Origin of the sequence: Cohnella suwonensis (genome assembly GCF_042655365.1) — a bacterium.
Lineage (GTDB): Bacteria > Bacillota > Bacilli > Paenibacillales > Paenibacillaceae > Cohnella > Cohnella suwonensis.
Window position 1 is genome coordinate 36425 of record NZ_JBHSMH010000021.1, and the last position, 24230, is coordinate 60654.

The window sequence follows — 24230 nt, forward strand, 5'->3', positions numbered from 1 at the left end:
TGATCTCTAGGGGCGTATGGGCGAGAAGCGGGTTCAATACAAAAAGTATGTTTACTAGAGACTCCTTCTACAAACGATTCATTTTTTTGTCTCCCAAGATAGATTACAAGGTCACTCTTGCCTCAGCGGAAATATAATATAGGGATTATTTAGAGTATGTAGTCTTTAAGGGAGGGTATCTATGTGAAGGTTGTTATACCGGCAGCTTCATTGGAGACGGCCGGAGGATGTAAATCCCTTGTAGAAATCGCGAACACCATGCATGCGAGAGGTCATGAAACAGAGTTCGTGATTCCTTATTCGAGTCCGGTCGCATACGAAGTCAACTGCAAGGTGACGAGAATTCCCGTACCCGTATTGAGTAAAGAGTATATTCCTTACGGTGATATTGTTCTCACGAATTTCTATGCTACATTTCAGCCAGCATACGAGGCTTGGCCGGATCAGTGCGTCCGATTTTGTCAAGGCTTCGAGCCGTTGTGGGTGAAAGATAAAGATTTTGCCGTTTGGACGTATTCGAACGATGTTCCGGTCATAAGTAGTTCCCGATGGTTGGATAATCAATTATTCCTTTATACAGGCAGGCGAAGTACGGCAATTGTTCCTCTCGGCATGAGTCCGTATGTGTTTCATCCTGCGGAGCACCCGCGTCCCGGTCATGCGGAAAAGGTCATCCTCTATATCGCCCGCGATCCGAAACTAGGTTATCAGTTGAAAGGATACGATGATTTCCTGAAAAGTATGGAAATTCTGATGCAAACGTATAACGGGAAGTTTATAGTCGATATGGTTTGCGTGGAAAGCAACCTGCATCTTCCGGGAATTCCGCACCGTGTAATCGGTCCGAGAACAGATCGGGAGATGGCCGGGTTATATCGTTCGGCCGATGTATTTGTTTCCACCTCTTGGTACGAAGGCTTCGGTTTGCCGCCTCTAGAAGCGATGGCCTGCGGTACGCCCGTCGTTACGACGAATTCGGGAGGGGTATTGGAATACGCGAAGCACGGCTACAACGTTCATATGGTCGAACCCAAAAATCCGCAAGCGATTGCCGAAGGAGTCCGGGAAGTGCTGACTCAGCCGCTGCTCACCAAAAAGTTGATGAAAGCCGGGAAAAAATCGGCATTGAACTTTACGGAAGACAGATTTAGACAGAGCATCGTTACGGCGCTTGAGGATATTCATAAGAAAAGAGTGAACAAAAAGCTCGGGAAAAAGAGGTGGGGGTTCAATTGGATGTAGTAACGATTCTTGGCACACGGCCGGAAATGATCCGGCTTAGCCTAGTCATCCGCAAATTGGATATTGACTCAGCGAAACACATCCTCGTGCATACGGGACAGAATTACACCAGCACGTTAAGCGATATCTTTTTCGAGCAAATGGGTATTCGTCAACCGGATTACCGGATCCATACCGCGTCCCATTCACCCGGACGGCAGATCGGGCAGATTTTCTCCGAAGTGGAGCAAATCATCGACAAGGAGAAGCCGGATCGGATGCTTGTCCTTGGGGATACGAACAGCGCGCTGTGCGCTTTGCTTGGCGAACGGAAGGGCGTTCCCGTCTTCCACATGGAAGCGGGCAATCGATGCTTCGATACCCGCGTTCCCGAGGAAATCAACCGCAAAGCGATCGACGCTGTTTCTTCCGTTAATCTACCGTATACGTCCATAAGCCGCGACAATTTACTTCGGGAAGGAATGGCTCCCCACAGGATTTGGGTAACCGGAAATCCGATTTACGAAGTGATGCGACATCATGAGTCCGAAATCGGGCAAAGCGATGTCCTGGATAGATTGGGATTGGCAGAGGGGCAATACATCGTCGTAACGTTCCACCGGGCGGAAAATGTGGATGACGAAAGCAATTTGAAGCATATCGTCGGCGCATTGCATCTGGTTGCGGAGCAATGGTCCCTCCCCTTGATATGCAGCGTGCATCCGCGGACACGGTCCCGCTTACAGCAATACGGCATCGCCATCCAAAATCCATTCATTCAATTCCACGAGCCTTTCGGTTTTTTTGATTTTATCGCGCTGCAGAAAAACGCCTGTTGCGTGATCACGGACAGCGGGACCGTTCAGGAAGAAAGCTGTCTTCTCAGGGTGCCGGCCGTCACGATTCGGCACAGCACGGAAAGACCCGAGACAATAACCTGCGGAAGCAATGTGGTGTCCGGCATCGATTCGCAGCGGATTGCGGCATGCGTAACACTGATGATGCAATCGGACCGCACCTGGAGCTTTCCAGAAGGCTATACCGAGCCGAATGTGTCCGGCAGAGTCGTGAATATGATCGTTGGGGGAGTCAGCCATGTTTGAAAACAAAGTGATTCTCATTACCGGGGGCAGCGGGTCATGGGGGCAGGAACTGACGCGCAAGCTGCTTCCTCACCGCCCTAAGGAAATCCGCATCTTTTCGCGCAATCGTCGCGCGCAACTCCAGATGAAGATGAGATTCGGCGAGCAGACCGCCTTACAGTACACGATCGGGGACGTGAGGGATGCATCTGCCGTTCGCGAAGCCTGCGCCGGCGTCGATTATGTCTTTCACCTTGCCGCCTTGAAGCATGTCCCGATTTGCGAATGGCAGCCGGAGGAAGCGATCAAGACGAATATCCACGGTACGGAAAACGTCATTGCGGCCAGCATCGCGCATAAAGTGAAGAAAGTGATCGACATCTCGACCGATAAAGCGGCCGACCCGATCAATTTCTATGGGATGACCAAGTCGATCGGCGAGAAATTAATGGTAAAATCGAACGATTCGAACAGCGCTACCAAGTTTGTCTGCATTCGCGGCGGCAACGTCCTTGGGAGCAACGGGAGCGTAGTCCCGTTCTTCATGAAGCAAATTACGGAGGGACAGGATGTAACGCTCACCTCCATGGCCATGACGCGCTTCTTCCTGACCCTCTCCGAAGCGATCGACCTTGTGTTAATGGCCGCGCAGGAGACCATCGGAGGAGAAACGTTCGTCATGCGGATGAATGCCTGCAAGATTGTGGATTTGATCGACGTGCTCATCCGGAACCTCGCCGATAAACCGGTCCGGATCAAAGATATCGGCATACGGCCTGGCGAAAAAACTCACGAAGTGCTCGTCACCCGGGATGAGTCTCTCAGGACTTATCGCTATAACGAGCATTACTTTATCATTTTGCCGAATCAGGCAGCGCCGGCGCTGACCAGCCGTTACGGTGGATTGCCGAAGGTAACGTTCGAGCAGTACGCTTCCGACGACAATCTGATGACCGGCGATGAGATCGAACAGATGTTGAGACATGGCGGATTCATCGGGTGAAGATACTGGTCATGGGTGGACGAGGAATGGCGGGCCATCTAATCGTGGATTATTTCAGTCAAACGAATGCCCATGAAGTATGGAGTACGGTAAGGGGAAGATTGGATAACCTCCGAACGTTACCCTTGGACGTTACCGATGAGCTCGGCCTCTCTGCCGTATTGCATCGAATCCGCCCCGATCTTGTCATTAATGCGGCCGGTTTGTTGAATGATCATGCAGGCAGGAATATCAGGGACGCGATTCATGTTAACAGCCTTCTCCCGCATAAGCTGGCCCAATACGGAGAGCGATTGGGGTTCCGTCTCATCCATATCAGCACCGATTGCGTTTTCAGCGGGAACCGAGGAGACTATAACGAAACGGACGCTACTTGCGGTACAACGGTGTATGCCAGAACGAAGCAACTCGGCGAGGTAAAGGATGATTCGAATTTAACGATCCGGACATCCATTATAGGGCCGGAGCTTAAGATGGACGGCATTGGATTGTTTCACTGGTTCATAGGTCAGCGCGGGACCGTTAAGGGTTACAAGCAAGTGATCTGGAATGGCGTGACGACCCTTCAGCTGGCCAAAGCAATCGATTGGACGCTGGGTCATCCCGTTACCGGATTGGCGCATCTGGCTTCGCCGAACAAAATAGCCAAGTTCGAATTGCTGCAGCATATGAAAACCGTGTTCGGTAAGGATGGAATCAACATCGAACCAGATGACGGGTATCGATCCGATAAGAGTCTCGTCAATACCCGGCCGGATTTTGCGGTCGACGTTCCGGATTACCCCGATATGCTTGCAGAGTTGAAATCCTGGATGGAAACGTGTAGAGAAGCTCGGTACGGTCATTACGTTATTTGAAAGGTCTGCCAGACAGGAAAGAGAGGATTCGTCCGGTTTTGCGCGGTTTCAGGCCTGCTTCCGCCGTTAAAGTACGAACCGCCTGCTCGAACAAATCGGCGGTTCTTTCTCGTGTCCATTCCCGGGCATCCTTCTCGCCCTGCCGGGCCAAACGCTTCCTCAGCCGCGGATCGTTTACCAAGCAAACGATATGCTCCCGCAGACGGTTCTCATGAAAGGTGGAGATCAAGCCGTTCACGCCATGTCTGCAGTAATCGCTGTTGCCGCCCGAATGAACGGCCACGAGGGCCGCGCCGCATTTCATCGCTTCCATGCCGGCGGAAGCCACCATCTCGAACGATGACGGCGTCACAAATATATGGGCCTGATTATAGCAATAACACAGTTCGATATCGTTAGAGGGCACGATGACGCGAAACATGCCGGATGACGATAATTGCTGTAGGGCTGGCGAAGCTGCATATTCGTTCGGCATACAGATGAGATGAACGTCCAACTCTGGATGTGATTGCTTTAGAAGGCCAAGCTGTTCCAGCAGGTACGGCTGGTTTTGCGCGTCTGCGACATTCTCCTGCGCTCTCGCGAAGGCCGATACCGTAATGCGGGACAACCGTTCTCTATTATGGAAGTTGTCAAACATAGGATGGATGCCAGAAGGAACAACAATCCCCTCGACGCCGTATAGCGTGTGCATCAATTGCCGCTGCCACTCGGATACGACGATTAATCTGCTGGTCGCTTGGTAGGATGTATATTGGTCCGGATGCCCCGGAAGCTCCAAGGGTTCATAGCATAAGCTGTACCTGATGTGCGGGATGCCCAGACATTCTACGGCCGATTGCGAGCTCTTCACCGTAGAGCAATGAGTGGAAACGATAAGATCCGAGAGAGGGTAGTCGTGCGGCTCCAACCGGTCGCGACCGATACGGACTAACGGGTGCCGAAGGTCGTAGTCGACCTGTCCCGCCGCCGGCATCAGGATCGTAACATCATGTCCTCTTCGGCTGAGAAGGTTCGTCAAATCAGCCAACGTGCCTTGGGACCCGCCCCGTTGAAGACTATCGACGGCAAACGTAATTCTCATGGCGTGCGTGCCCCCTCCAGCCGACGGACATAGTCCGTTAATCGCGCATGATATTTCAGTCTTGTCCTCTCGCCTTCCTGTGCGATGAGAGCCGCGTATTTCTTCGTTCCCATTTCCTCATGAACGCGATACAGCAATAAGATTTCGTCCAGATAATGGAAGTCGATTCCGGACAAAACGACCCGCTGCCACAAATCGTAATCGTGCGTGTAGGGGAGCGATTCGTCAAAGAGTCCGACACGGCGAAGCACCTCCTGCTTCATGACGACCGTGCAGCCATTGATTAAGCAGCCGTAGGTCAAAGAGCGGTACAATTCAATGGCGTTCTCGAACCGCTGGGTGGCGGCGTATCGCGCGATGTTGTTATGGGTATCGATGATGTTGTAATCGGTAAAGCTGATCGACGCATCACGGGATAACATGTAGTGGATTTGACGCGACAGCTTGCCCGGATAGAACGCGTCATCCGCGCTGAGCCAAGAAATATATTCGCCAGCCGCCGACCGGATGCCGGCATTGAGCGCGCTGGCGGTTCCGCCGTTCTCTTTCTCGATGTAGCGAATGAGGCGCCGATAAGGCGTGATTTTGTCGTTGTGAAGGACCGAGCCGTCGCTCACGACGATGATCTCAACGTTCGGATACATTTGCCGGAGTGCGCTTTCGATCGCCTGATCGACGTAAGGGCAGTTATAGAACGGAATGATGATAGAGACTTTGGGGATCATACTCCGTCATCCTTTCTATTAAATGTACGCGGATTGACGATGACGCAAGACAAAAAGCTATCCGCCAAGGCGATAGCCCATGTCTGGATAGCTATATGTGTTAGATCCCCATTCCTTCATAACGGAATCCCGATTCGCTTAATCGCTGCCGAGACCAGAAGTTACGAGTATCCAATAGATATGGAGTTCTCATCTTGGTGCGCACCCGTTCCCAATCCAACGCGGCGTATTCCTCCCAATGCGTAATGAGGACGATCGCGTCGGCCCGCTCGGCTACATCTTCGGCTTCAGGGCAGTAACGGATGGGCAAATGTCCATTTATTTTAGCGAACATTTCCATTCCCTTCGGATCATGCACCGAGACGTTCGCTCCGAGAGCGATCAATTTATCGATGATATAAGAGGCTTGCGTATTCCGCGCATCATCTGTATTCGGCTTAAACGTAAGGCCGAGAATTCCGATGTTTTTTCCGTTCAACGTTTTTAATTGGCGCTTGATCTTATCGACGCAATTGATGTGCATTCTCAAATTGGAATGGACGGCGGCTTCCACCACGAGGAGGTCGGATCCGTATTTTCGGCTTGTTTCCAATAACTCCGCAGTGTCTTTAGGAAAGCAGCTTCCGCTCCAGCCACTGGAAACTTGCAAAAATTTATCGCCTATGCGAGAATCCAGTCCGATGCCCTTCGCTACATCGAGGACGTTGGCTCCTAGGGTTTCGCATAACCTGGCTACCTCGTTGATATAACTGATCTTAATGGCCAAAAAAGCGTTCGACGCATACTTGGTCATTTCCGCGCTTTTCGCGTCGGTTTCGAAATAGACTGCTTTTGGAGCCTGCATATTCATCTTAAAAGCGACCCTTTTCGATAGCTCGTCGTAATGAGTACGCTCAATCAGATTACGGTATAGCTCGCGCATCACGGTCCGGGCCCCCGGATGATCGGTTCCGATGACGATTCGGTCCGGAAATAGCACGTCTTCGAGAGCAAAACCCTCTCTCAGAAATTCGGGATTGCTCACGACGGCAAAATGTTCGTTCGTCCGTAAGCCCGATATTTCTTCGATGATGGAGGCCACAAGCTCGGAAGTTCCGACGGGAACGGTGGATTTGTCGACGATGACGGTGAATTGCTCCCGATTCAGATGTTCGGCGATAGATCTGGCTGCCGACTTGACGTATTTTAAATCCACCGTGCCGTCCGCCAGCGAAGGAGTGCCGACGGCAATAAAGACGACATCGGCATCAAATATTTCTTCGAACGAAGTAGATGCCGATAGAATCTGACGGTACACCATTTGGGGAATGAGAGATTCCAAGCCGGGTTCGAATATGGGACTGTTTCCGGAATTGATAAGATCAACCTTATCGGAATCGATATCTATGACGGTCGTACGATGGCCCAGGGCGGAGAAGGCAGCCCCAGTGACGGTTCCGACGTATCCTGATCCAATGCATACGACTTTCATAATAATAATCCCTTCTTATCGTTATTTTCCGCTCGATATACAGCGATGGTGCGATTTAATCCGTCTTCTAGACTGACCTTCGGCTCCCACCCCAACAATTTTTTGGCTTTTTCGATCACCGGACGTCGAACTTTCGGATCGTCCTCCGGAAGAGAATGGAATGTGATCGGGCTCGCGGAACGCGTTAATTCCTTCACCAATTTCGCAACCTCAAGAACGGTATAATCAATCGGATTGCCGATGTTGATAATTTCTCCGTTTGCCGCGTCGTTTTCCATCATTAGCTGCAAGGCTTGTATCGTATCATCTACGTAACAGAAAGATCGGGTTTGAGAGCCGTCGCCGAAAACGGTAATATCGGTTTGTTGTAAAGCTTGGGTTACGAAGTTGGAAATCACCCTGCCGTCATCATTCCGCAAGCCAGCCGAATAGGTATTGAAAATGCGCGCGACTTTAACCGGTACCTGAAAACGATGGAAGTATTCGTAGCAATAGACTTCCCCGAGTCTCTTCGACTCGTCATAGCAGGCCCTTGGCCCCCACGTATTCACGTTGCCACGATAGTCCTCATGCTGGGGATGGACCTGAGGGTCGCCATAGGCTTCGCTCGTGCTCGTATAAACGAACTTAGCGTTATTCGTTTTGGCCAATTCCAGCATGAAATTCGTACCGATCGTATTGACCGCTATCGTCCCGAAAGGGAGGCTTTGATAAAATCTCGGAGAAGCGGGGGAAGCGAGGTGGTAAATTTCTTCGATCCCGCGCAACGCGTCCAAAGTTAATACTTGGTGCGAGGTTATATCATAGGGTATGAATTGAAATCGGCCCGTATCGATTAACCGCATAACGTTATTCATTTTTCCCGTTGACAAGTTATCGATTCCGATGACCTGATTATCCTTCTGAATAAGCTGAAAGGCTAAATGGGAACCCAAAAATCCTGCGGCACCCGTGATTAAAACTTTACTCAAGGGGTTCACCTCTTTTCCATTCGATTTGCTGTAAGTATTCAGCAAAATGAGTTTGAAGCGTTTCATGCCCCAAGGCCAATTCGACCGTCGCTTTTAGATATCCCAGCTTGTTTCCGACGTCGTACGTTTTTCCTTCGAACGTAAAAGCGTGCAAATCCGATTGCTTAATAAGTTCTTGCAACGCATCCGTCAGTTGGATCTCGCCGCCGTCCCCCGGCAAAAGACGCTCCAGGATAGGAAAGATTTCCGGTTCTAAAATATACCTTCCAATAATGGCTAGATTGGAAGGAGGATCGACTTTCGGTTTTTCCACCAAGCGATCCACTTTAACGAGTCCGTTTTGTAAGGTTTCCCCGCAAATCACCCCGTAGTTGGAGACGTTAACCCAATCGACGGGTTGCACGGCAATGATCGATGAATTCGTTTCTTCGTACGTTTGGATTAAGGGTTTAAGACAGGATTCCGATATCACGTCGCCGAGAAGAACGGCAAACGGCTCGTCGCCGATGAAATTGCGCGCGCACCACACGGCATGACCGAGTCCGAGCGCTTGTTTTTGCCTTACATATTGAATTTTCGTATGGGCGATGTCCTTCACGAGTTTCAAAAGCTGCGGTTTGTTTTGTTCATATAAGAACAGTTCGATTTCATGATTTCTATCGAAATGGTCTTCGATGGCTTGTTTATTTCGACTGGTCACGATTATGATTTCTTCGATTCCGGCATCTATTGCCTCCTCCACGATATATTGAATGGCGGGTTTGTCCACGATAGGCAGCATTTCTTTAGGTATGGCTTTGGTCGCGGGGAGTAATCTCGTACCAAAACCGGCTGCGGGAATTACTGCTTTCTTGATTCTGCTCATCCTCTATATCCCTCTTCTCCTTAGTCGCTAAATCCTACTTGTGTAAATCATATGCATTCGAGGTAATAGCCTCTTAGACGAAAACCTTATCAGGTATAATTTGGCGCATGTCCATACTAATGGAAGTGAATAGAGTCGGAGAACAAACAAACGGTTCCTTGGCGGGCAAAGGAACCGTTTGTTTTGTAATGACGTTACTGCTCTGACGGATATCCGCCCGGATGACGACGATGCCATTCCCACGCTGTACGTACCATATCTTCCAGTGAATATTCCGGTTTCCACTCCAGCTCCCTCGTTGCTTTTTCATAAGAAGCGACCAATCGCCCCGGATCGCCTGACCGGCGGTCGGCAAAGGCTACATTCGCTTTTTTGCCCGTTATCGCTTCGCACGCTTTAATGATTTCTTTCACGGAATAACCGGTTCCGGTTCCCAGATTATAAACGGTTGCCGATTTTTCTCCATAGAGCAGCTGTTGTAAAGCTAAGATGTGGGCGTTCGACAAGTCGTCAACGTGAATATAGTCGCGTATGCAGGTGCCGTCCGGCGTATCGTAATCTTCGCCGAAGATCGAAATATGCGTCGTCTTTCCTAATAAGTGAAGGAGGACGTTAGGAATGAGATGCGTTTCCGGTTCGTGGCACTCGCCGATGACACCTGACGGATTCGCACCCGCCGCGTTGAAATAACGAAGGCAAATGAAGGAGAGCTCGTACGCATCGGCAAGATCGCGGAGGATTTGTTCGATCATTAATTTAGACCGACCGTACGGATTAACGGGTCTGGTCGGCAGTTCCTCATGCAGGATGCCGATATCCGGTACGCCGTAAGTCGCACACGTGGAGGAGAATATCAGCTTTGCGATTCGATGCCGCATCATCGCTTTCAGTAGCACGGTCGTCGCAGCCACATTATTTTCATAGTACTTTAAGGGCTGAACGACGGATTCGCCGACCAGACAATGGGCAGCAAAATGCATGACTCCTTCGATTTGATAGGTTTCGAAGAGTCGGTCCAACGCAGGCTCATCCTGGATATTTCCCTGCCAAAAAACAGCTCTGACGTCTACGGCTTGACGGTATCCCGTTAAGAGATTATCCAACACGACAACCTCAAAGCCACGGTCCAGCAGCTGTTTCACGACGTGGCTGCCGATATACCCGGCTCCTCCCGTTACAAGAATCATAGAACCCCTCCTTCATCCTGTTTGAATAATGTTATATCCTATTCAACCTTTTTTTCTGCGACTCTGGTGAATGCCCTCTCGAAAGGGGAACGCTCCGCATACAGTAAACAAGTTCATAACGGTGATATGAATAATACAATACATGCGAGGTGGGACCACGTGATTGTCTGCTCTGTCGCAGGCGGTAATCATCTATCATTCGCTAAGGTGCTAGCGAAATCGGTAAAAGAAAATGCCAAGCATTGCAAGTTCGTGTTATGTCTCGTTGAAGAAGAAATTCATCCGGATACGAAAAAAATCGACTTCTTTGATCATGTCGTGTTGGCAAAAGATATAGGCGTTCCGAATTTTTATAAATTTGTTTCGAAATACAATCTATACGAAGCCGCTTGCGCCCTGAAGCCCTACTTGCTGCAGTATGCGTTCAATGTATACGGCAAAGAGGAAAAGTTCCTTTATTTGGACTCCGATTTATGCGTGTACGGTTCTTTGGATAAATTGGAGGTTTTGTTGGAGAAACACTCCATTTTACTTACTCCTCATCGATTAGAACCGCAAGATATTCTAAATTCCATCGACGAAGAGATCGTGAACTTGAGAGACGGAGTCTATCAAGCCGGTTTTTTCGGAGTACGAAAAACGACGGAGTCCGAACGTTTTCTTCAATGGTGGGCGGATAGAAATCAAGATTACAGCTATAACGATCCGAGCGAAGGATTGTTCCTCGACCAGAAGTGGCTGGATTTGGTGCCATGCTTCTTTGACGGAGTACACGTCATTCAAGATCCCGAATACAACATGGCCAGCTGGAATCTATCACAGAGAAATTTAACGCTTAACGATAATAATCAATATTTGGTTAACGCGAGGCCGTTAGTTTTTTTCCACTATTCGGGCATGGGGAAATGGCTGGACAACAGCATACGATTGCATGTGCCGGACAAATCGAACGCTATTTACAGGATGGTCAGCGAATACGTTTTAGCCTATACGAGGATGGGATATCACAAATATATTCATAACCCGTGGAGCTACGAAAATTTCGATTATGAAAAATATTTGATGAAGAAGTGGATGAATTGAATACATTTTTATGCAAAAGAGGGGGAGTTCGTCCATTCCTATAATGCCTTTCTGGAATAAGTTAGCTTGAAAAGAAGACTAGGAAGGGATGAACCCTAAGATGCGCGTTAGCGTTCAAAGAATAGGAGTCATAGGGCTGGGGTACGTCGGGTTGCCGCTTGCCGTCATGTTGGCCGAGAAGGGATTCGAGGTCATCGGTATCGATCTTGATCCGCAGAAGCTGTCAAATCTGGATAAGGGCATCAGCTATATCCATGATATATCCGATGCCAGAATCAGGTCGATGACTTCTGCGAACAAATTCAAGGCGGTTGCCGATTATGATGCGTTAAAGCAGGTAGAGGCGATCGTGATTTGCGTTCCAACGCCGTTAACGGAGCATGGAATGCCGGATCTGGGGTACGTCCAAAGCGCAGGGGAGCAGATTAGGCTGCGGCTGCAAAAAGATCAGATCGTCATATTGGAAAGCACGACTTATCCGGGGACGACGCGGGAAGTGTTGCTTCCGATGCTGGAGCATAGCGGACTTACGGTGGGAATTGATTTCTACTTGGCTTATTCTCCCGAAAGAATCGATCCAGGCAATAGAAGCCACGCCGTTGACGAGATTCCGAAAATAGTAAGCGGCGTTACCCCGGCCTGCAAGGAGAAAGCAAATGAGCTATACAGCCGTATATACAAAGTAGTCGTTCCCGTCTCTTCGACGGAGGTGGCGGAGATGGCGAAAATATTGGAGAACAGTTACCGGTTCATTAATATCTCTTTCATTAACGAAATGGCTATCCTATGCGACAATCTTCAACTGGACATCTGGGAAGCCATTCAGGCCGCAAGCACGAAGCCGTACGGATTTCACGCTTTCTATCCTGGACCGGGAATAGGTGGACATTGCATTCCGGTCGACCCGATGTATCTTCAATGGAAAGCCAAACAAAACGATTTGAAGAGTAAGTTCATCGAACTTGCCGATCAAATGAATCACGACATAGTCAAGTATATCGTCAACCGGACCGAACAGCTCCTAGATCTCGATAAGCCAATAAAAGGTGCACATATATTCATCTACGGAGTCACCTACAAAAGCGATATTGCCGATACGAGAGATTCCGCGGCCCTCCGCATTATTCGGGAATTGAAAAAGGCAGGCGCAAGCGTTGTCTACCACGATCCTTATATTCCGGTCCTTACGATAGATGATGAGCCGTTATTCAGCGTGCCGCTTACGGATCAAACGTTGGCGGAAAGCGACTGTTTGATCCTATTGACTGATCACGCCGGTTTACCGGTTCAACGGATTCTCGATCATGCCCCACTTGTTTTTGATACCCGTCATGCCGTTTATGGACAGAAAGGCAGGGCCAAAGTCTATCATTTGGGAGAAGGAAAAATATGAAAATCGTAGTCACGGGAGGCGCTGGATTCATCGGTTCCCACTTGGCCGACGCTTTAATCGTCCAAGGGCATGAAGTCGTCGTGCTGGATGACTTGTCTAACGGGAAAACGAAGTTTGTTGCCGGTCTCGAGGGAAATCCGCGTTTTCGATTTGTCCATGGCTCCATCCTGGACCGTCCGTTAGTGAAACAATTGCTGGCCGAATGCCAAGTCGTGTACCATCTGGCGGCTGTGCTCGGAGTGAAAAATACCGTAGAAAATCCGCTTAAAGTCATTGAAGGAAATATCGACGGAACAAGAAACATCCTAGAGGTCGCTTGGGAGAACCGAATAAAGGTCGTATTCGCGTCAACCTCGGAAATATACGGGAAAAACGACGCTCTTCCGTTCACGGAACTATCTGACCGCGTCCTGGGGGCTCCGCACATTCACCGGTGGTGCTATGCGACGGCTAAGGCGTTGGATGAACATATGTGCTTCGCTTATGCGGATAAAGGGCTGCCGATTACGATCGTTCGTTTCTTTAATACCTATGGATCACGTCAAACTTCTACGCAGTATGGTGGCGTAGTACCTAAATTTATCGTTGCGGCCCTAACCGGCCAAGACATTACGGTGTACGGGGACGGCGAACAAACGAGATGCTTTACGTTTATCGATGATGCCGTCGGCGGCCTGCTTCCATGCATGGACCCGGCATTCGACAAGCACGTTTTTAATATCGGAACGACCTATCGCACGACCATTAATGAATTGGCGCTCCAGATCAAGCGACTGACCGGTTCTACCTCTTCCATCGTGCATCTTCCCTACGAAAAAGCATACGGAGAGGGTTACGAGGATATGCAAAACCGACTGCCCGATATTAGCAAGGCCGGAGCGATGCTCGGCTATGTGCCGCGAGTGGATATCGAACAAGGTTTGGCGAAGACGATCGCGTGGTACAGGGGCATGAATCCGGGCGATAAAAATGAGTAACACGGAAAGGGTGGAAACATGAGAATCTTACTCACATGCTATTTCTATCTTCCATCCACGGCAGGGCTATGGCCTTATGTGAAGGAGCTTAAACAAGCTTTGGAGCGCGAAGGGCATGAAGTCGATCTTTTTACCCACCACCCGGACGTAATGAAGTACTACATCGCCAATAAGGGAAGTTACGTAACGAAACACAAGGTCAAATACCAGATCCAAGAAAAGGTAGGACCCATGTATGATCGGTATTTTCCGGGATTGGACGCACGAGTGAAGGATTACGAATTCGAACGGATTAGCTTTGAGGTGGCGGCTAGCTGTTTCGATCTGTGGAAGTACGATATGATTCACGCCCAGGACGTGATTTCCGCCCGCGCAATGTTCCGCGTGAAGCCGGAAAAGACGCCGTTATTCGTCACTGTTCATGGAGCTTTTGCCCATGAACAGCTGTTGCAGGGTGAAATTGCAAGCAAAGATTCGATGAGGTGGCACTACGCTCTTTTTCGGGACCATTACGGCGCGATGGCGGCCGATAAGGTCATCGTTCCGTCCAAATGGCTAAAAAATATACTTGTCAATGAAAACAAGATTCCAAGCGACAACATTCAAGTGGTGCCGTATGGAATAGACATCGATTCATTCGCGACGCGAATGGAGGAAAATCCATTAATCGGGCCGCCCAACAATAAAAAAATCATTGCATGCCCTGCGCGTCTGTCCGTCGAGAAGGGGCACAAGTATTTGCTCGAAGCTTTGGCGAAATTGAAGCAAGAACGAGACGATTGGGTTTGTTGGCTAATCGGGGACGGCGTACTTCGCCACGAATTGACGCAGCGAACGAAAGATTGGAATCTACAGCAAAACGTTCTGTTCATGGGTAGTCAGAATAACGTACCCGCCCTGCTTAAGATGGCCGATCTATTCGTACTGCCCAGCATTCAAGACAATCTCCCTTTTGCGGTCATGGAAGCGCAGTTGGCCGGCAAACCGATTGTCGTTACGGATGCGGGCGGATTGCCAGGAATGATCGAAAATAACAAGACGGGTTTAATAGCCAAGGCAGGCAACGGAGAATCGTTATACCAGCATCTAAAGGTACTGATGGAAAATGGCGCTCTCCGGGAATCGTTGGGCAGAAACGCGTGGGAATTCGGAATGACGAACTGGCCGATCGATAGAATGATCACGGATTTATTCGGTATTTATGAGAAAACGCTGCAATTGAAAAACGGAGGAACGCTTAAATCGATAAATAAAAGAAATCTCAGCACTCCGTTTATTAGCGAACAACTGAATATGTCTTCCACTCCGTTCGATAACCATGATGGCGCGAATCTGTGGAAACGGCTGTACTCCAATCTTCCTTCGGAATATTCCGTGCTGGATAGCGGCTTTATCCGCGTGTTGAATGAGTACAAAAACTTCGGCTCCTAGGAGGTGAATTCATTGATTATTTGCACCGTTACAGCGGCTAACCATCTCGCTTTCGCGAAAGTGTTAGCGAAATCAGCGAACGTTCATGTCAAGGGCAGCAAAGTCGTTTTATGTTTAATGGAAAACCAGATTCATCCGGAAGCAACGGGTTTTTACGACGTCGTATTGATCAAAGATTTAGGGATTCCTAATGTTGATAGTCATATTGCCAACAAAAATATTTACGAGCTATCCCAAATCATCAAACCCTATTTATTGCAATATGCATTCAACCGTTACGGGGAGGAAACCAAATTCGTCTATTTGGATGCCGATTCCCGCGTTTATAGCTCTTTTGAGGAAATCGACAATTTGCTGGACCGTCAGAACATTGTTTTAACCCCCCACCGCGTGAAGCCTCAAAATCATCCGAATGCCATTACAGAAGAATTGGTCAATTTGAAGGATGGCGTATTCCAAGTCGGCTTTATCGGTCTGAGCAAAACGACGGAGGCCCAACGATTTCTGAAATGGTGGGCGGCAAGATGCCATGATTATGCCATTGTCGATCGCAGTAGGGGTTTATTCGGTGACCAAAAGTGGCTTAATTTGGTGCCTTGTTTTTTTAAGGGCGTTTATATCTTACGAGAACCTGCCTACCATGTGGCCAGTTGGAATCTTTCGCAGCGAAAGCTGAAACGGGATCCTGAGCTCGGCTATACCGTAGGCGGCAAACCGCTTGTTTTCTTTCATTTTTCCGGGATGGGAAAATGGCTGGATAAAAGCATCGCTCTGCATGCCTCCAAGAATGGTAACGTGCAAAATCTTGTCAATGAGTATAAGCTCGATTTGAAAAATAGCGGTTACGATGATTTGATAAACATTCTATGGGACTTTGAAAAGATATTGCGGCATGAAGCAAACCAACAGCCGGTTGTGAAACCACCTTTGGAGCAGGCAGCTATCGAGGAGCCGCTCATTAGTGAGTTTGTCCAGGAACCGGATGAAGAAGAGGAAAGCGAGCCGGTAATCGTACAGAGAAGCGAACCGATAATAGAGCTGGTAGAAAGCGCTCCAGCAGACCGGCAATTCGGTCAATTTTGGAACAAAGGCTGGATCATCTCAATTTGGGATCAAATCAAGGCGCTCAAAACAGCCCTGATCAATAAGTTTTCCAGAAAATGATGAGTCAGGCTTCTACGTTCGATTCCGTCCCGTAGGTCACCTATGCCTGAATAAGCACCGTGCGGGGATTCGGCAGTATAACGATTAGGTTATAACCGACTCCCAGCATGGTATTTCGCTTTGCGGAGGGAAGCTCAAAGCCCGGCCTCGACTAGCAATTGAGAGATTTCTTTTTTTGTCAGCAGAATAATTGGATTGTCGCTGCAGTAGTTTCCTTGACCCAACGGGGCATTGTCACTGTAAAATTCCTGAAGTCCACGAGTATCGACCGTCGGTAAAATAACGAACAATTCCGGAGAGAACACGACCGCTCGATCGAGCTCGGAATCGGTGAGCAATATATCGTTCAGCTTCTCGCCCGGCCGGATTTCGGTTTCGACCAGCGGAACGGAGCGACCAGCCTTCTCCCTCAGCACTTCGGCTAAGTCGGCCATTTTACAGGAAGCCATGTTCAGGATGAACGTTTCCCCCCCTTGACCGACGATCGCCGATTTAATAAGCAGCTTGCTCGCTTCTTGCAAAGTAAGAAAAAAACGGGTCATTCGCAAATCCGTAATGCCGATCGGCTGGTTATTCGATATTTGCCGCTGAAACAGGTGAAGGGCGCTTTCGCTCGCGCCTAGCAGATTTCCTCCCCGTACGCAAATGAACCGGGTGTCCGTCTGTTGAAGGTTGGCGCAAATCATTAGCTTTTCGCTGATCGCTTTGGTCATCCCGTAAATGCTGTTCGGGTTGGCAGCTTTGACCGTTGAAACGTGGATGACCTTTTTCACCCGGTTCGTAACGGCTGCCTCGATCACGTTCTGGGTGCCGATCACGTTCGTCTGGTGCGCTTCCATCGGCAGTTCCTCACATACGGACACATGCTTCATCGCGGCTAGATGAAAGACGTAATCCATCCCGCTGCACGCTTGGAGGAGCGCTTCTTTATCCCGGATATCACCTCTGTAAAATTGTAGGTGATGATCTTGAAGCTCTTTCTGCATGAACATCTGAACAGATTCGTTGCGGGAGAAAACGACGACTTTATTCGGTTTGCGATCGAGCAGCTTCCGGACAACCGCGGCCCCCCATGATCCAGTTCCTCCGGTAACGAGGATGTTTTTGTTTTCGTACAACGTTGATCACCTCCATAATTATTCTATTCAGGCGAATGACGCGCGGTTCGTCTCGATCAATGCGTCGCTCAAATCGGTTAGCGGTTGCCAGGTTTCCGGATATCAAAAAATGGCGAGAGAGGGATCCCTCTCTCGCCATTTTCTTCCCTCATTTCAGGATTTGCCCCCGGATTTCGCCATTCGGGTTTTGTATGGTGTGAACATTGGCGTACGTATTGCAGTTTCGCATCTCGTTGATCAAATCAGACAGTCGCATCCCTGCCAAAGGGCCTACCAGATCATTGGAGGTCAGCGAGCCTCGGACAACTCCTCTCCTGACGGAGATGCCAAATTTGGACGGTCCAAATAGGAACGCGACTACAGGTCCATTCTGACCTTTGCGGCCGAGATGGATATGGGCTTGCGTTACCCTAGCAATATTCCGGACGACCAGACGGAAAAACAATCGTGAACCGTCTTGACTAAGTCGAAAAACGGCATCGCCTGAAGCAACGGTTTGGACCCGCGGTACTTCTTGACCGCCGGTTAAGCGTGCTTTGAACGTTCGGATAGCCCCTCACTCCTCTATTGATTGGAATATTGCATTATATTGCGCTCGTATACTTACGACCTGTTTGTCCACCCAGTTTTGAGAAATATTGCGATGGCGAGCGAAAAACCTACTCTCCGCTTTTTCTGAGGTTGACCGACCGGTACATGAGCCCATCCTCGTGACGTGCCCATGGGTGAATGCATATGATACTGAAGATTTCGATGCATAGGAAGGAGACGGACATGAAAAGGAACAAGACGAAGAAGAAAACAACCCAAACGCGCCGACCGCTTTATTTCGTCGACAATCCGCATAATCTCGAGCTGAACTGGCTAGATGACATACAACAATCGAACACTAAACCGATTTCCGTTCACGGAGTTGCCGCGGCAGTCGAACAATCGGCGGAAAGTCAGGCAGTAAGCAAAAATGGACGCGTTAACGCAAAAGCGAGAGGAAAAGAACCCTCGAAAAATGCACCGGCGGCACCGCTTAAAACGGAATCGGCTTTACCCGCGAAAGAGTCTTCGGAAATTTTATCGACAGAACAAGAGACAGAACAAGAGGCCGAACAAGAGACCGAAGAAATCGTTGCGGTCGCAACTTCGGCATACGCGGAAAATGCTCAGCCGCCGGAGGAGAAATTGCAGGACATTGCAGCGGTCGTTGAATCCTTGCAGAATGAAAGAATGCAATCCGCCGACGCCTTAGCCGCGCTGCTCCGCGAGGAAACGATGCCTGTGGCCGATATGGAGCAGACTGACGTTGCGGAAGCGGCGGAGAAGCAGGAGCAACGCCATTCCAAGCTGCAAGAGAAGCGGATGCCATTCCACCCGGCGCCGATCGTGTATACGGACGACTTGGTGGACGAAGCGGTAACAAGCGAGAAGATTGCTCCGTTTGCGGTCGGAGCTGCGCATATGGCTGCGGATTCGATTCATTCGGTTTCGCTGGCCGATTTTGCGGTGACGGCCATTAAACTAGCGGACGGCTCCGTGACTTCGTCGAAGCTGGCTCCGGAATCCGTTGTGGGCGACCATCTCACCAAAAACGCGATTTCCGGGCAAAAAATTCGCGACCGCTCCATCACCGGCGAGAAATTGCGCGATGGCAGCGTTTCATCGGAGAAGCTGGCGGACCGAACGATTAGCTCCGACAAAATTGCGGAAGGTTCTATTCAGGCTAAACATTTGAGCTTGAACGCCATTACTTCCGAATTGTTGCAAGACCAAGCGATTACGTCCGAAAAGATCCGGAGCGGTGCGATTCGAAGAGAAAATTTAGCCAACGAGAGCATCGATACTTCCAAATTGGCGGACGGATCCGTTACCTCCTCCAAGCTGCGCGACGGCGTCGTATCCAATGAGAAAATCGCTACTGGAGCCGTAGAATCCCGCCATCTAACGAACGGACTCATACTTGCCGAACATGTGGCCGCAGGGGTGCTGCAGGGGAAGCATTTGGCCTCGCAAGCCGTGACGGCGGAGCATCTCGCGGAAGGAACAGTCGGTAAACGCGAGCTGGCCGACCGGTCCGTATCGGGAAGCAAGCTGGCTTATGGATCGGTTCAGGCCGAACATTTGCAAGCCGGATCGGTGAAAGGCGTTCATATCGCGGAGGAAGCCGTTGAAACCCGCCACCTGGCGAATGAATCGGTGTCGGCTTCCAAACTGACCGAACAGTCCGTTTCAACCATTAAACTTGTCGATCAAGCGGTTACCTCCACCAAAATCGCCGATCAAAGCATCGTTTCGGGCAAGCTGGCGGATGAAGCGGTTCAATCCCGTCATTTGTCCAAAGGAAGCATTGTATCCGATAAGCTGGCGGACGGGGTTGTGGAGGCGCGTCATCTCATGAATCTGTCCGTGGAAGACCGGCACTTGGCGATAAAAGCAGTCGGGCGGGGACATTTGCAGGACGGAGCGGTCGGCGGCGAGCAACTTGCACCAGGTACGATTATTTCCCGTCATGTGGCCGATGGAGCCGTCGGAACTTCGAAGCTTGCGAATGGATCGGTTAGCGGCGCGAAGCTGGGAGACCATTCTGTCGGATCCCGGCATCTGTTGTCCGGATCGGTAAAGACGGAACATCTTTCCTCGGAATCCATAACTTCGGAGCAATTGGCTTCCGGCGTATTAAAGCCGTACCATTTCGGCACGGAAACGGTTATGGCCGGGGCATTGGCTCCGGAATCGGTGGAAGGCCGCCATATCCGGAAAGGCGCGGTGGAAACAGCCCATCTGGCGAATGGAGCCGTAGGCACGGCTGCCCTCCAAGCGGAGTCGGTAACGGATAAAATCCTGGCTCCGGGAGCAGTCGGCGAGCGACAGTTGGGCATTCGGTCGGTGTTTTCCCACCATTTGACGGACCATTTGATCACCTCGTTAAAACTTTCTCCCGAATCCGTATCTACGGATAAATTAGCGGATTCGGCAGTGACGACCGGGAAGCTGGCTGACGGAAGCATTACTTCCGCCAAGCTGGATGAAGATGCCGTCTACGAAGGAGCTTTGCAGAATGGAGCGGTTACCGGACGCGTTCTGGCAGATGCTTCCGTATCCTCCAAGCATCTTCAGTCGAACGCCATCAAACGGAATCATTTGAGCGACGGGATCGTAACGACGTCAATATTGGCAGACGGAGCGGTCACGTCCGAGCGTCTTGCCGAAGGGGCGGTAACGGCGCTTCATCTAGCTTCCGAAGCAGTGGAAAGCCGTCATCTGGCGGAGGAGGCCATACTTGGATTTCACCTGGCGGAAAAAAGCATCCGGGAGGGGCATTTGAACGACGGCGCCATTACGTCGGATAAACTGGCAGCCGACAGCGTGGAGAGCAGACACCTTCAACCGGGATCGGTGAAAGGACCGCATCTTGAGGAGAAGGCGGTAACTTCCTTGCATTTGCAAGCCGGGTCCATTGACTCGATCCATCTGCGGGAAGGCATTGTGGGCACCGCTCATTTGGCAGCCGATAGCGTGGGCGAACATAACATTGCAAAAGGCGCGGTAACCTCGGAGAAGCTGGCGGAGGAAAGCGTGACCTCCCTTAACCTGTCCGCCGGAAGCGTCGGCAGCGCGCATTTGCAGCTGGAAAGCATCAGCGGCAAACATCTGAAGCCGGAATCGGTTCACGGTTTCCATCTTCGCAAAGGAGCGGTTTCAATCTCGCATCTGGCGCCCGATCTGTTCGATTTAGCCAAGATGGGAGAACGCCGGATCGATGCGGAGCGGCTGGAACCGAATGCGGTCGGTTCGGTACATCTGCAGGACGGATCCGTAACGGAAGAAAAGCTGGCGGATGGCAGCGTAACGACACCGAAGCTTCAGGACGGTTCGGTCACGATGCAGAAGCTGGCCGGGGGTTCCGTCGGAAGGCGGCAGCTTGTGGAAAGTTCGGTAACGCTCGAGAAGCTGGCGGATGGGAGCGTAACGACGACGAAGCTTCAGGACGGTTCGGTCACGATGCAGAAGCTGGCCGAGGGTTCAGTCGGAGGGCATCAGCTTGCGGAAGGTTCGGTAACATTCGAGAAGCTGGCGGATGGGAGCGTAACGTCGTCGAAGCTTCAGGACGGTTCGGTCACGATGCAGAAGCTGACCGAGGGTTCCGTCGGAGGGCAGCAGCTTACGGACGGTTCGGTAACGTCCGTTAAACTTGCGGATGGGAGCGTAACGACGACGAAGCTTCAGGACGGTACGGTCACGATGCAGAAGCTGGCCGGGGGTTCCGTCGGAGGGCATCAGCTTGCGGAAGGTTCGGTAACGCTCGAGAAGCTGGCGGATGGGAGCGTAACGACGCCGAAGCTTCAAGACGGTTCGGTCACGAGTCAGAAACTGGCCGAAGGTTCCGTCGGAGGGCTGCAGCTTGTGGAAGGTTCGGTAACGCTCGATAAGCTTGCGGATGGGAACGTAACGACGCCGAAGCTTCAGGACGGTTCGGTCACGATGCGGAAGCTGGCCGAAGGTTCAGTCGGAAGGCAGCAGCTTGCGGAAGGTTCGGTATCGTTCGATAAGCTTACGGATGGGAGCGTAACGACGCCGAAGCTTCAGGACGGTTCGGTCACGATGCAGAAGCTGGCCGAGGGTTCAGTCGGAGGGCAGCAGCTTGCGGAAGGTTCGGTAACGTTCGATAAGCTGGCGAATGGCAGCGTAATGTCCTTGCATTTGCAAGCCGGGTCCATTGATTCGATCCATCTGCGGGAAGGCATTGTGGGCACTGCTCATTTGGCAGCCGATAGCGTGGGCGAACATAGCATTGCAAAAGGCGCGATAACCTCAGAGAAGCTGGCAGAGGAAAGCGTGACCTCCCTTAACCTGTCCGCCGGAAGCGTCGGCAGCACGCATTTGCAGTTGGAAAGCATCAGCGGCAATCATCTGAAGCCGGAATCGGTACATGGTTTCCATCTTCATAAAGGGGCGGTTTTAATATCGCACCTGTCGCCCGACTTGCTCGAATTGGCCAAGATGGGAGAACGCCGGATCGATGCGGAGCGGCTGGAACCGAACGCGGTCGGTTCGGTTCATCTAAGGGACGGAGCCGTAACGGAAGAAAAGCTTGCGAAAGGCTTGGTTTCAGTCGATAAGCTGGCCGACGAGAGCGTGACGTCCGAGAAGCTTGCGGACGGTTCGGTCACGACGCGGAAGCTGGCCGAGGGTTCCGTCGGAGGACGGCAGCTTGAGGACGGTTCGGTAACGTTCGGGAAGCTGGCGAGTGGGAGCGTAACTTCCATGCATTTGCAAGCCGGGTCCATTGATTCGATCCATCTGCGGGAAGGCATTGTGGATACCGCTCATTTGGCAGCCGATAGCGTGGGCGAACTAAACATTGCCAAAGGCGCGATAACCTCAGCGAAGCTGGCAGAGGAAAGCGTGACCTCCCTTAATCTGTCCGCCGGAAGCGTTGGCAGCGCGCATTTGCAGTTGGAAAGCATCGGCGGCGATCATCTGAAGCTGGAATCGGTGCAAGGTTTCCATCTTCGTCAAGGGGCGGTTTCAATATCGCATCTGTCGCCTGACTTGTTCGAATTGGCCAAGATGGGAGAACGCCTGATCGATGCGGAGCGGCTGGAACCGAATGCGGTCGGTTCGGTTCATCTGCAGGACGGAGCCGTAACGGAAGAAAAGCTGGCGGACGGAAGCGTAACGTCGTCGAAGCTTCGGGACGGTTCGGTTACGATGCAGAAGCTGGCCGAGGGTTCCGTCGGAGGTCAGCAGCTTGCGGAAGGTTCGGTAACGTTCGATAAGCTTGCGGAAGATAGCGTGACGTCTTTGCATTTGCAAGCCGGGTCCATTGATTCGATCCATCTGCGGGAAGGAATTGTGGTCACCGCTCATTTGGCAGCCGATAGCGTGGGCGAACTAAACATTGCAAAAGGCGCGATAACCTCGGAGAAGCTGGCGGAGGAAAGCGTGACCTCCCTTAACTTGTCCGCCGGAAGCGTCGGCAGCGCGCATTTGCAGTTGGAAAGCATCGGCGGCAAACATCTGAAGCCGGAATCGGTGCAAGGTTTCCATCTTCGTCAAGGGGCGGTTTCAATATCGCACCTGGCGCCCGATTTGTTCGATTTGACCAAGATGGGAGAACGCCGGATCGATGCGGAGCGGCTGGAACCGAATGCGGTCGGTTCGGTTCATCTGCAGGACGGAGCCGTAGGCGCCGCTCATCTGGCAGCCGATAGCGTGGGCGAACTAAACATTGCAAAAGGCGCGGTAACCTCCGAGAAGCTGGCAGAGGAAAGCGTGACCTCCCTTAACCTGTCCGCCGGAAGCGTCGGCAGCGCGCATTTGCAGCTGGAAAGCATCGGCGGCGATCATTTGAAGCCGGAATCGGTTCACGGTTTCCATCTTCTTAAAGGGGCGGTTTCAATATCGCATCTGGCTCCCGATTTGTTCGAATTGGCCAAGAGGGGAGAACGCCGGATCGATGCGGAGCGGCTGGAACCGAATGCGGTCGGTTCGGTTCATCTGCAAGACGGAGCCGTAGGCACCGCTCATTTGGCAGCCGATAGCGTGGGCGAACTAAACATTGCAAAAGGCGCGGTAACCTCCGAGAAGCTGGCAGAGGAAAGCG

The 24230-nt window shown here is 51.0% G+C and carries 18 protein-coding genes; 10 read left to right on the forward strand and 8 right to left on the reverse strand.

All coding sequences use genetic code 11. From position 1 onward, the window contains the following. Nucleotides 1-210 precede the first annotated feature (210 nt). From ACFPPD_RS08880 to ACFPPD_RS08895, 4 genes are read left to right on the forward strand one after another with little or no spacing between them, the layout of a single operon-like run. Nucleotides 211-1242: a glycosyltransferase family 4 protein gene (locus ACFPPD_RS08880; RefSeq protein WP_209750274.1), complete on the forward strand. Its 1032-nt coding sequence runs from the start codon at nt 211-213 to the stop codon at nt 1240-1242. Further along, complete coding sequence (gene wecB / locus ACFPPD_RS08885; protein WP_209750272.1) at nt 1233-2324, forward strand: non-hydrolyzing UDP-N-acetylglucosamine 2-epimerase; 1092 nt, start codon at nt 1233-1235, stop codon at nt 2322-2324. Before ACFPPD_RS08880 ends, wecB begins: the two co-directional genes overlap by 10 nt. Beyond that, nucleotides 2317-3306: a polysaccharide biosynthesis protein gene (locus ACFPPD_RS08890; protein ID WP_209750270.1), complete on the forward strand. Its 990-nt coding sequence runs from the start codon at nt 2317-2319 to the stop codon at nt 3304-3306. Before wecB ends, ACFPPD_RS08890 begins: the two co-directional genes overlap by 8 nt. An 11-nt stretch (nt 3307-3317) precedes the next feature. Further along, on the forward strand, nt 3318-4163 hold the full coding sequence (locus tag ACFPPD_RS08895; protein ID WP_378081905.1) for a dTDP-4-dehydrorhamnose reductase family protein: 846 nt from the start codon (nt 3318-3320) through the stop codon (nt 4161-4163). Here ACFPPD_RS08895 and ACFPPD_RS08900 read toward each other — a convergent pair. From ACFPPD_RS08900 to galE, 6 genes are all read right to left on the reverse strand, one after another. Further along, nucleotides 4156-5247 carry a glycosyltransferase family 4 protein gene (locus ACFPPD_RS08900; protein WP_209750266.1) on the reverse strand — a complete coding sequence of 364 codons (1092 nt, stop codon included), beginning with the start codon at nt 5245-5247 and terminating at the stop codon, nt 4156-4158. The two genes, ACFPPD_RS08895 and ACFPPD_RS08900, sit on opposite strands and share 8 nt — an antisense overlap. Continuing rightward, nucleotides 5244-5972: a glycosyltransferase gene (locus ACFPPD_RS08905; protein WP_209750264.1), complete on the reverse strand. Its 729-nt coding sequence runs from the start codon at nt 5970-5972 to the stop codon at nt 5244-5246. The genes ACFPPD_RS08900 and ACFPPD_RS08905 overlap by 4 nt, the downstream gene beginning before the upstream one ends. A 100-nt stretch (nt 5973-6072) precedes the next feature. Beyond that, nucleotides 6073-7443: a UDP-glucose dehydrogenase family protein gene (locus ACFPPD_RS08910; protein WP_209750262.1), complete on the reverse strand. Its 1371-nt coding sequence runs from the start codon at nt 7441-7443 to the stop codon at nt 6073-6075. Next, nucleotides 7440-8414, reverse strand: a complete 975-nt coding sequence (locus tag ACFPPD_RS08915; RefSeq protein ID WP_209750261.1) for a GDP-mannose 4,6-dehydratase — start codon at nt 8412-8414, stop codon at nt 7440-7442. The genes ACFPPD_RS08910 and ACFPPD_RS08915 overlap by 4 nt, the downstream gene beginning before the upstream one ends. Continuing rightward, entirely contained in the window at nt 8407-9279 is an 873-nt protein-coding gene (gene galU, locus ACFPPD_RS08920; protein ID WP_209750260.1) for a UTP--glucose-1-phosphate uridylyltransferase GalU, read from the reverse strand. Before galU ends, ACFPPD_RS08915 begins: the two co-directional genes overlap by 8 nt. 194 nt (nt 9280-9473) lie before the next feature. Next, nucleotides 9474-10466 (reverse strand): UDP-glucose 4-epimerase GalE, encoded by a 993-nt coding sequence (gene galE, locus ACFPPD_RS08925; protein ID WP_209750259.1) that lies wholly within the window; start codon nt 10464-10466, stop codon nt 9474-9476. Between the two features lie 126 nt (nt 10467-10592). On the opposite strand from galE, the gene ACFPPD_RS08930 reads away from it, so the two are divergent. From ACFPPD_RS08930 to ACFPPD_RS08950, 5 genes are all read left to right on the forward strand, one after another. After that, the gene (locus ACFPPD_RS08930; RefSeq protein ID WP_209750258.1) at nt 10593-11549 is read left to right on the forward strand and encodes a hypothetical protein; all 957 of its coding nucleotides are present in this window, start codon (nt 10593-10595) and stop codon (nt 11547-11549) included. A 100-nt stretch (nt 11550-11649) separates the two neighbouring features. Next, complete coding sequence (locus tag ACFPPD_RS08935) at nt 11650-12942, forward strand: nucleotide sugar dehydrogenase (protein WP_209750257.1); 1293 nt, start codon at nt 11650-11652, stop codon at nt 12940-12942. Further along, complete coding sequence (locus ACFPPD_RS08940) at nt 12939-13919, forward strand: NAD-dependent epimerase/dehydratase family protein (RefSeq protein WP_209750256.1); 981 nt, start codon at nt 12939-12941, stop codon at nt 13917-13919. Before ACFPPD_RS08935 ends, ACFPPD_RS08940 begins: the two co-directional genes overlap by 4 nt. Before the next feature lie 18 nt (nt 13920-13937). After that, entirely contained in the window at nt 13938-15350 is a 1413-nt protein-coding gene (locus ACFPPD_RS08945) for a glycosyltransferase family 4 protein (protein WP_209750253.1), read from the forward strand. A 12-nt stretch (nt 15351-15362) separates the two neighbouring features. Further along, nucleotides 15363-16514 carry a hypothetical protein gene (locus ACFPPD_RS08950; RefSeq protein ID WP_209750251.1) on the forward strand — a complete coding sequence of 384 codons (1152 nt, stop codon included), beginning with the start codon at nt 15363-15365 and terminating at the stop codon, nt 16512-16514. Nucleotides 16515-16648: 134 nt separating this feature from the next. Here the strand turns inward: ACFPPD_RS08950 and ACFPPD_RS08955 are convergent, their stop codons facing one another. Together ACFPPD_RS08955 and ACFPPD_RS08960 are read right to left on the reverse strand one after the other, a co-directional pair. Beyond that, nucleotides 16649-17632, reverse strand: coding sequence for a polysaccharide biosynthesis protein (locus tag ACFPPD_RS08955; RefSeq protein WP_209750250.1), 984 nt, complete (start codon nt 17630-17632; stop codon nt 16649-16651). 148 nt (nt 17633-17780) lie between these two features. Next, the gene (locus ACFPPD_RS08960; protein WP_209750329.1) at nt 17781-18182 is read right to left on the reverse strand and encodes a CHRD domain-containing protein; all 402 of its coding nucleotides are present in this window, start codon (nt 18180-18182) and stop codon (nt 17781-17783) included. A 626-nt stretch (nt 18183-18808) separates the two neighbouring features. Here ACFPPD_RS08960 and ACFPPD_RS08965 point away from each other — a divergent pair. Next, the coding region (locus ACFPPD_RS08965; protein ID WP_378081914.1) for a hypothetical protein at nt 18809-24230 on the forward strand (5422 nt) is incomplete at its 3' end.

Coding starts and splice junctions, on each gene's coding strand:
- ACFPPD_RS08935 (WP_209750257.1), top strand. CDS start 11,650: ATGCGCGTTAGCGTTCAAAGAATAGGAGTCATAGGGCTGGGGTACGTC.
- galE (WP_209750259.1), bottom strand. CDS start 10,466: ATGATTCTTGTAACGGGAGGAGCCGGGTATATCGGCAGCCACGTCGTG.
- ACFPPD_RS08910 (WP_209750262.1), bottom strand. CDS start 7,443: ATGAAAGTCGTATGCATTGGATCAGGATACGTCGGAACCGTCACTGGG.
- galU (WP_209750260.1), bottom strand. CDS start 9,279: ATGAGCAGAATCAAGAAAGCAGTAATTCCCGCAGCCGGTTTTGGTACG.
- ACFPPD_RS08890 (WP_209750270.1), top strand. CDS start 2,317: ATGTTTGAAAACAAAGTGATTCTCATTACCGGGGGCAGCGGGTCATGG.
- ACFPPD_RS08900 (WP_209750266.1), bottom strand. CDS start 5,247: ATGAGAATTACGTTTGCCGTCGATAGTCTTCAACGGGGCGGGTCCCAA.
- ACFPPD_RS08895 (WP_378081905.1), top strand. CDS start 3,318: ATGGGTGGACGAGGAATGGCGGGCCATCTAATCGTGGATTATTTCAGT.
- ACFPPD_RS08940 (WP_209750256.1), top strand. CDS start 12,939: ATGAAAATCGTAGTCACGGGAGGCGCTGGATTCATCGGTTCCCACTTG.
- ACFPPD_RS08930 (WP_209750258.1), top strand. CDS start 10,593: ATGAATAATACAATACATGCGAGGTGGGACCACGTGATTGTCTGCTCT.
- ACFPPD_RS08905 (WP_209750264.1), bottom strand. CDS start 5,972: ATGATCCCCAAAGTCTCTATCATCATTCCGTTCTATAACTGCCCTTAC.
- ACFPPD_RS08945 (WP_209750253.1), top strand. CDS start 13,938: ATGAGAATCTTACTCACATGCTATTTCTATCTTCCATCCACGGCAGGG.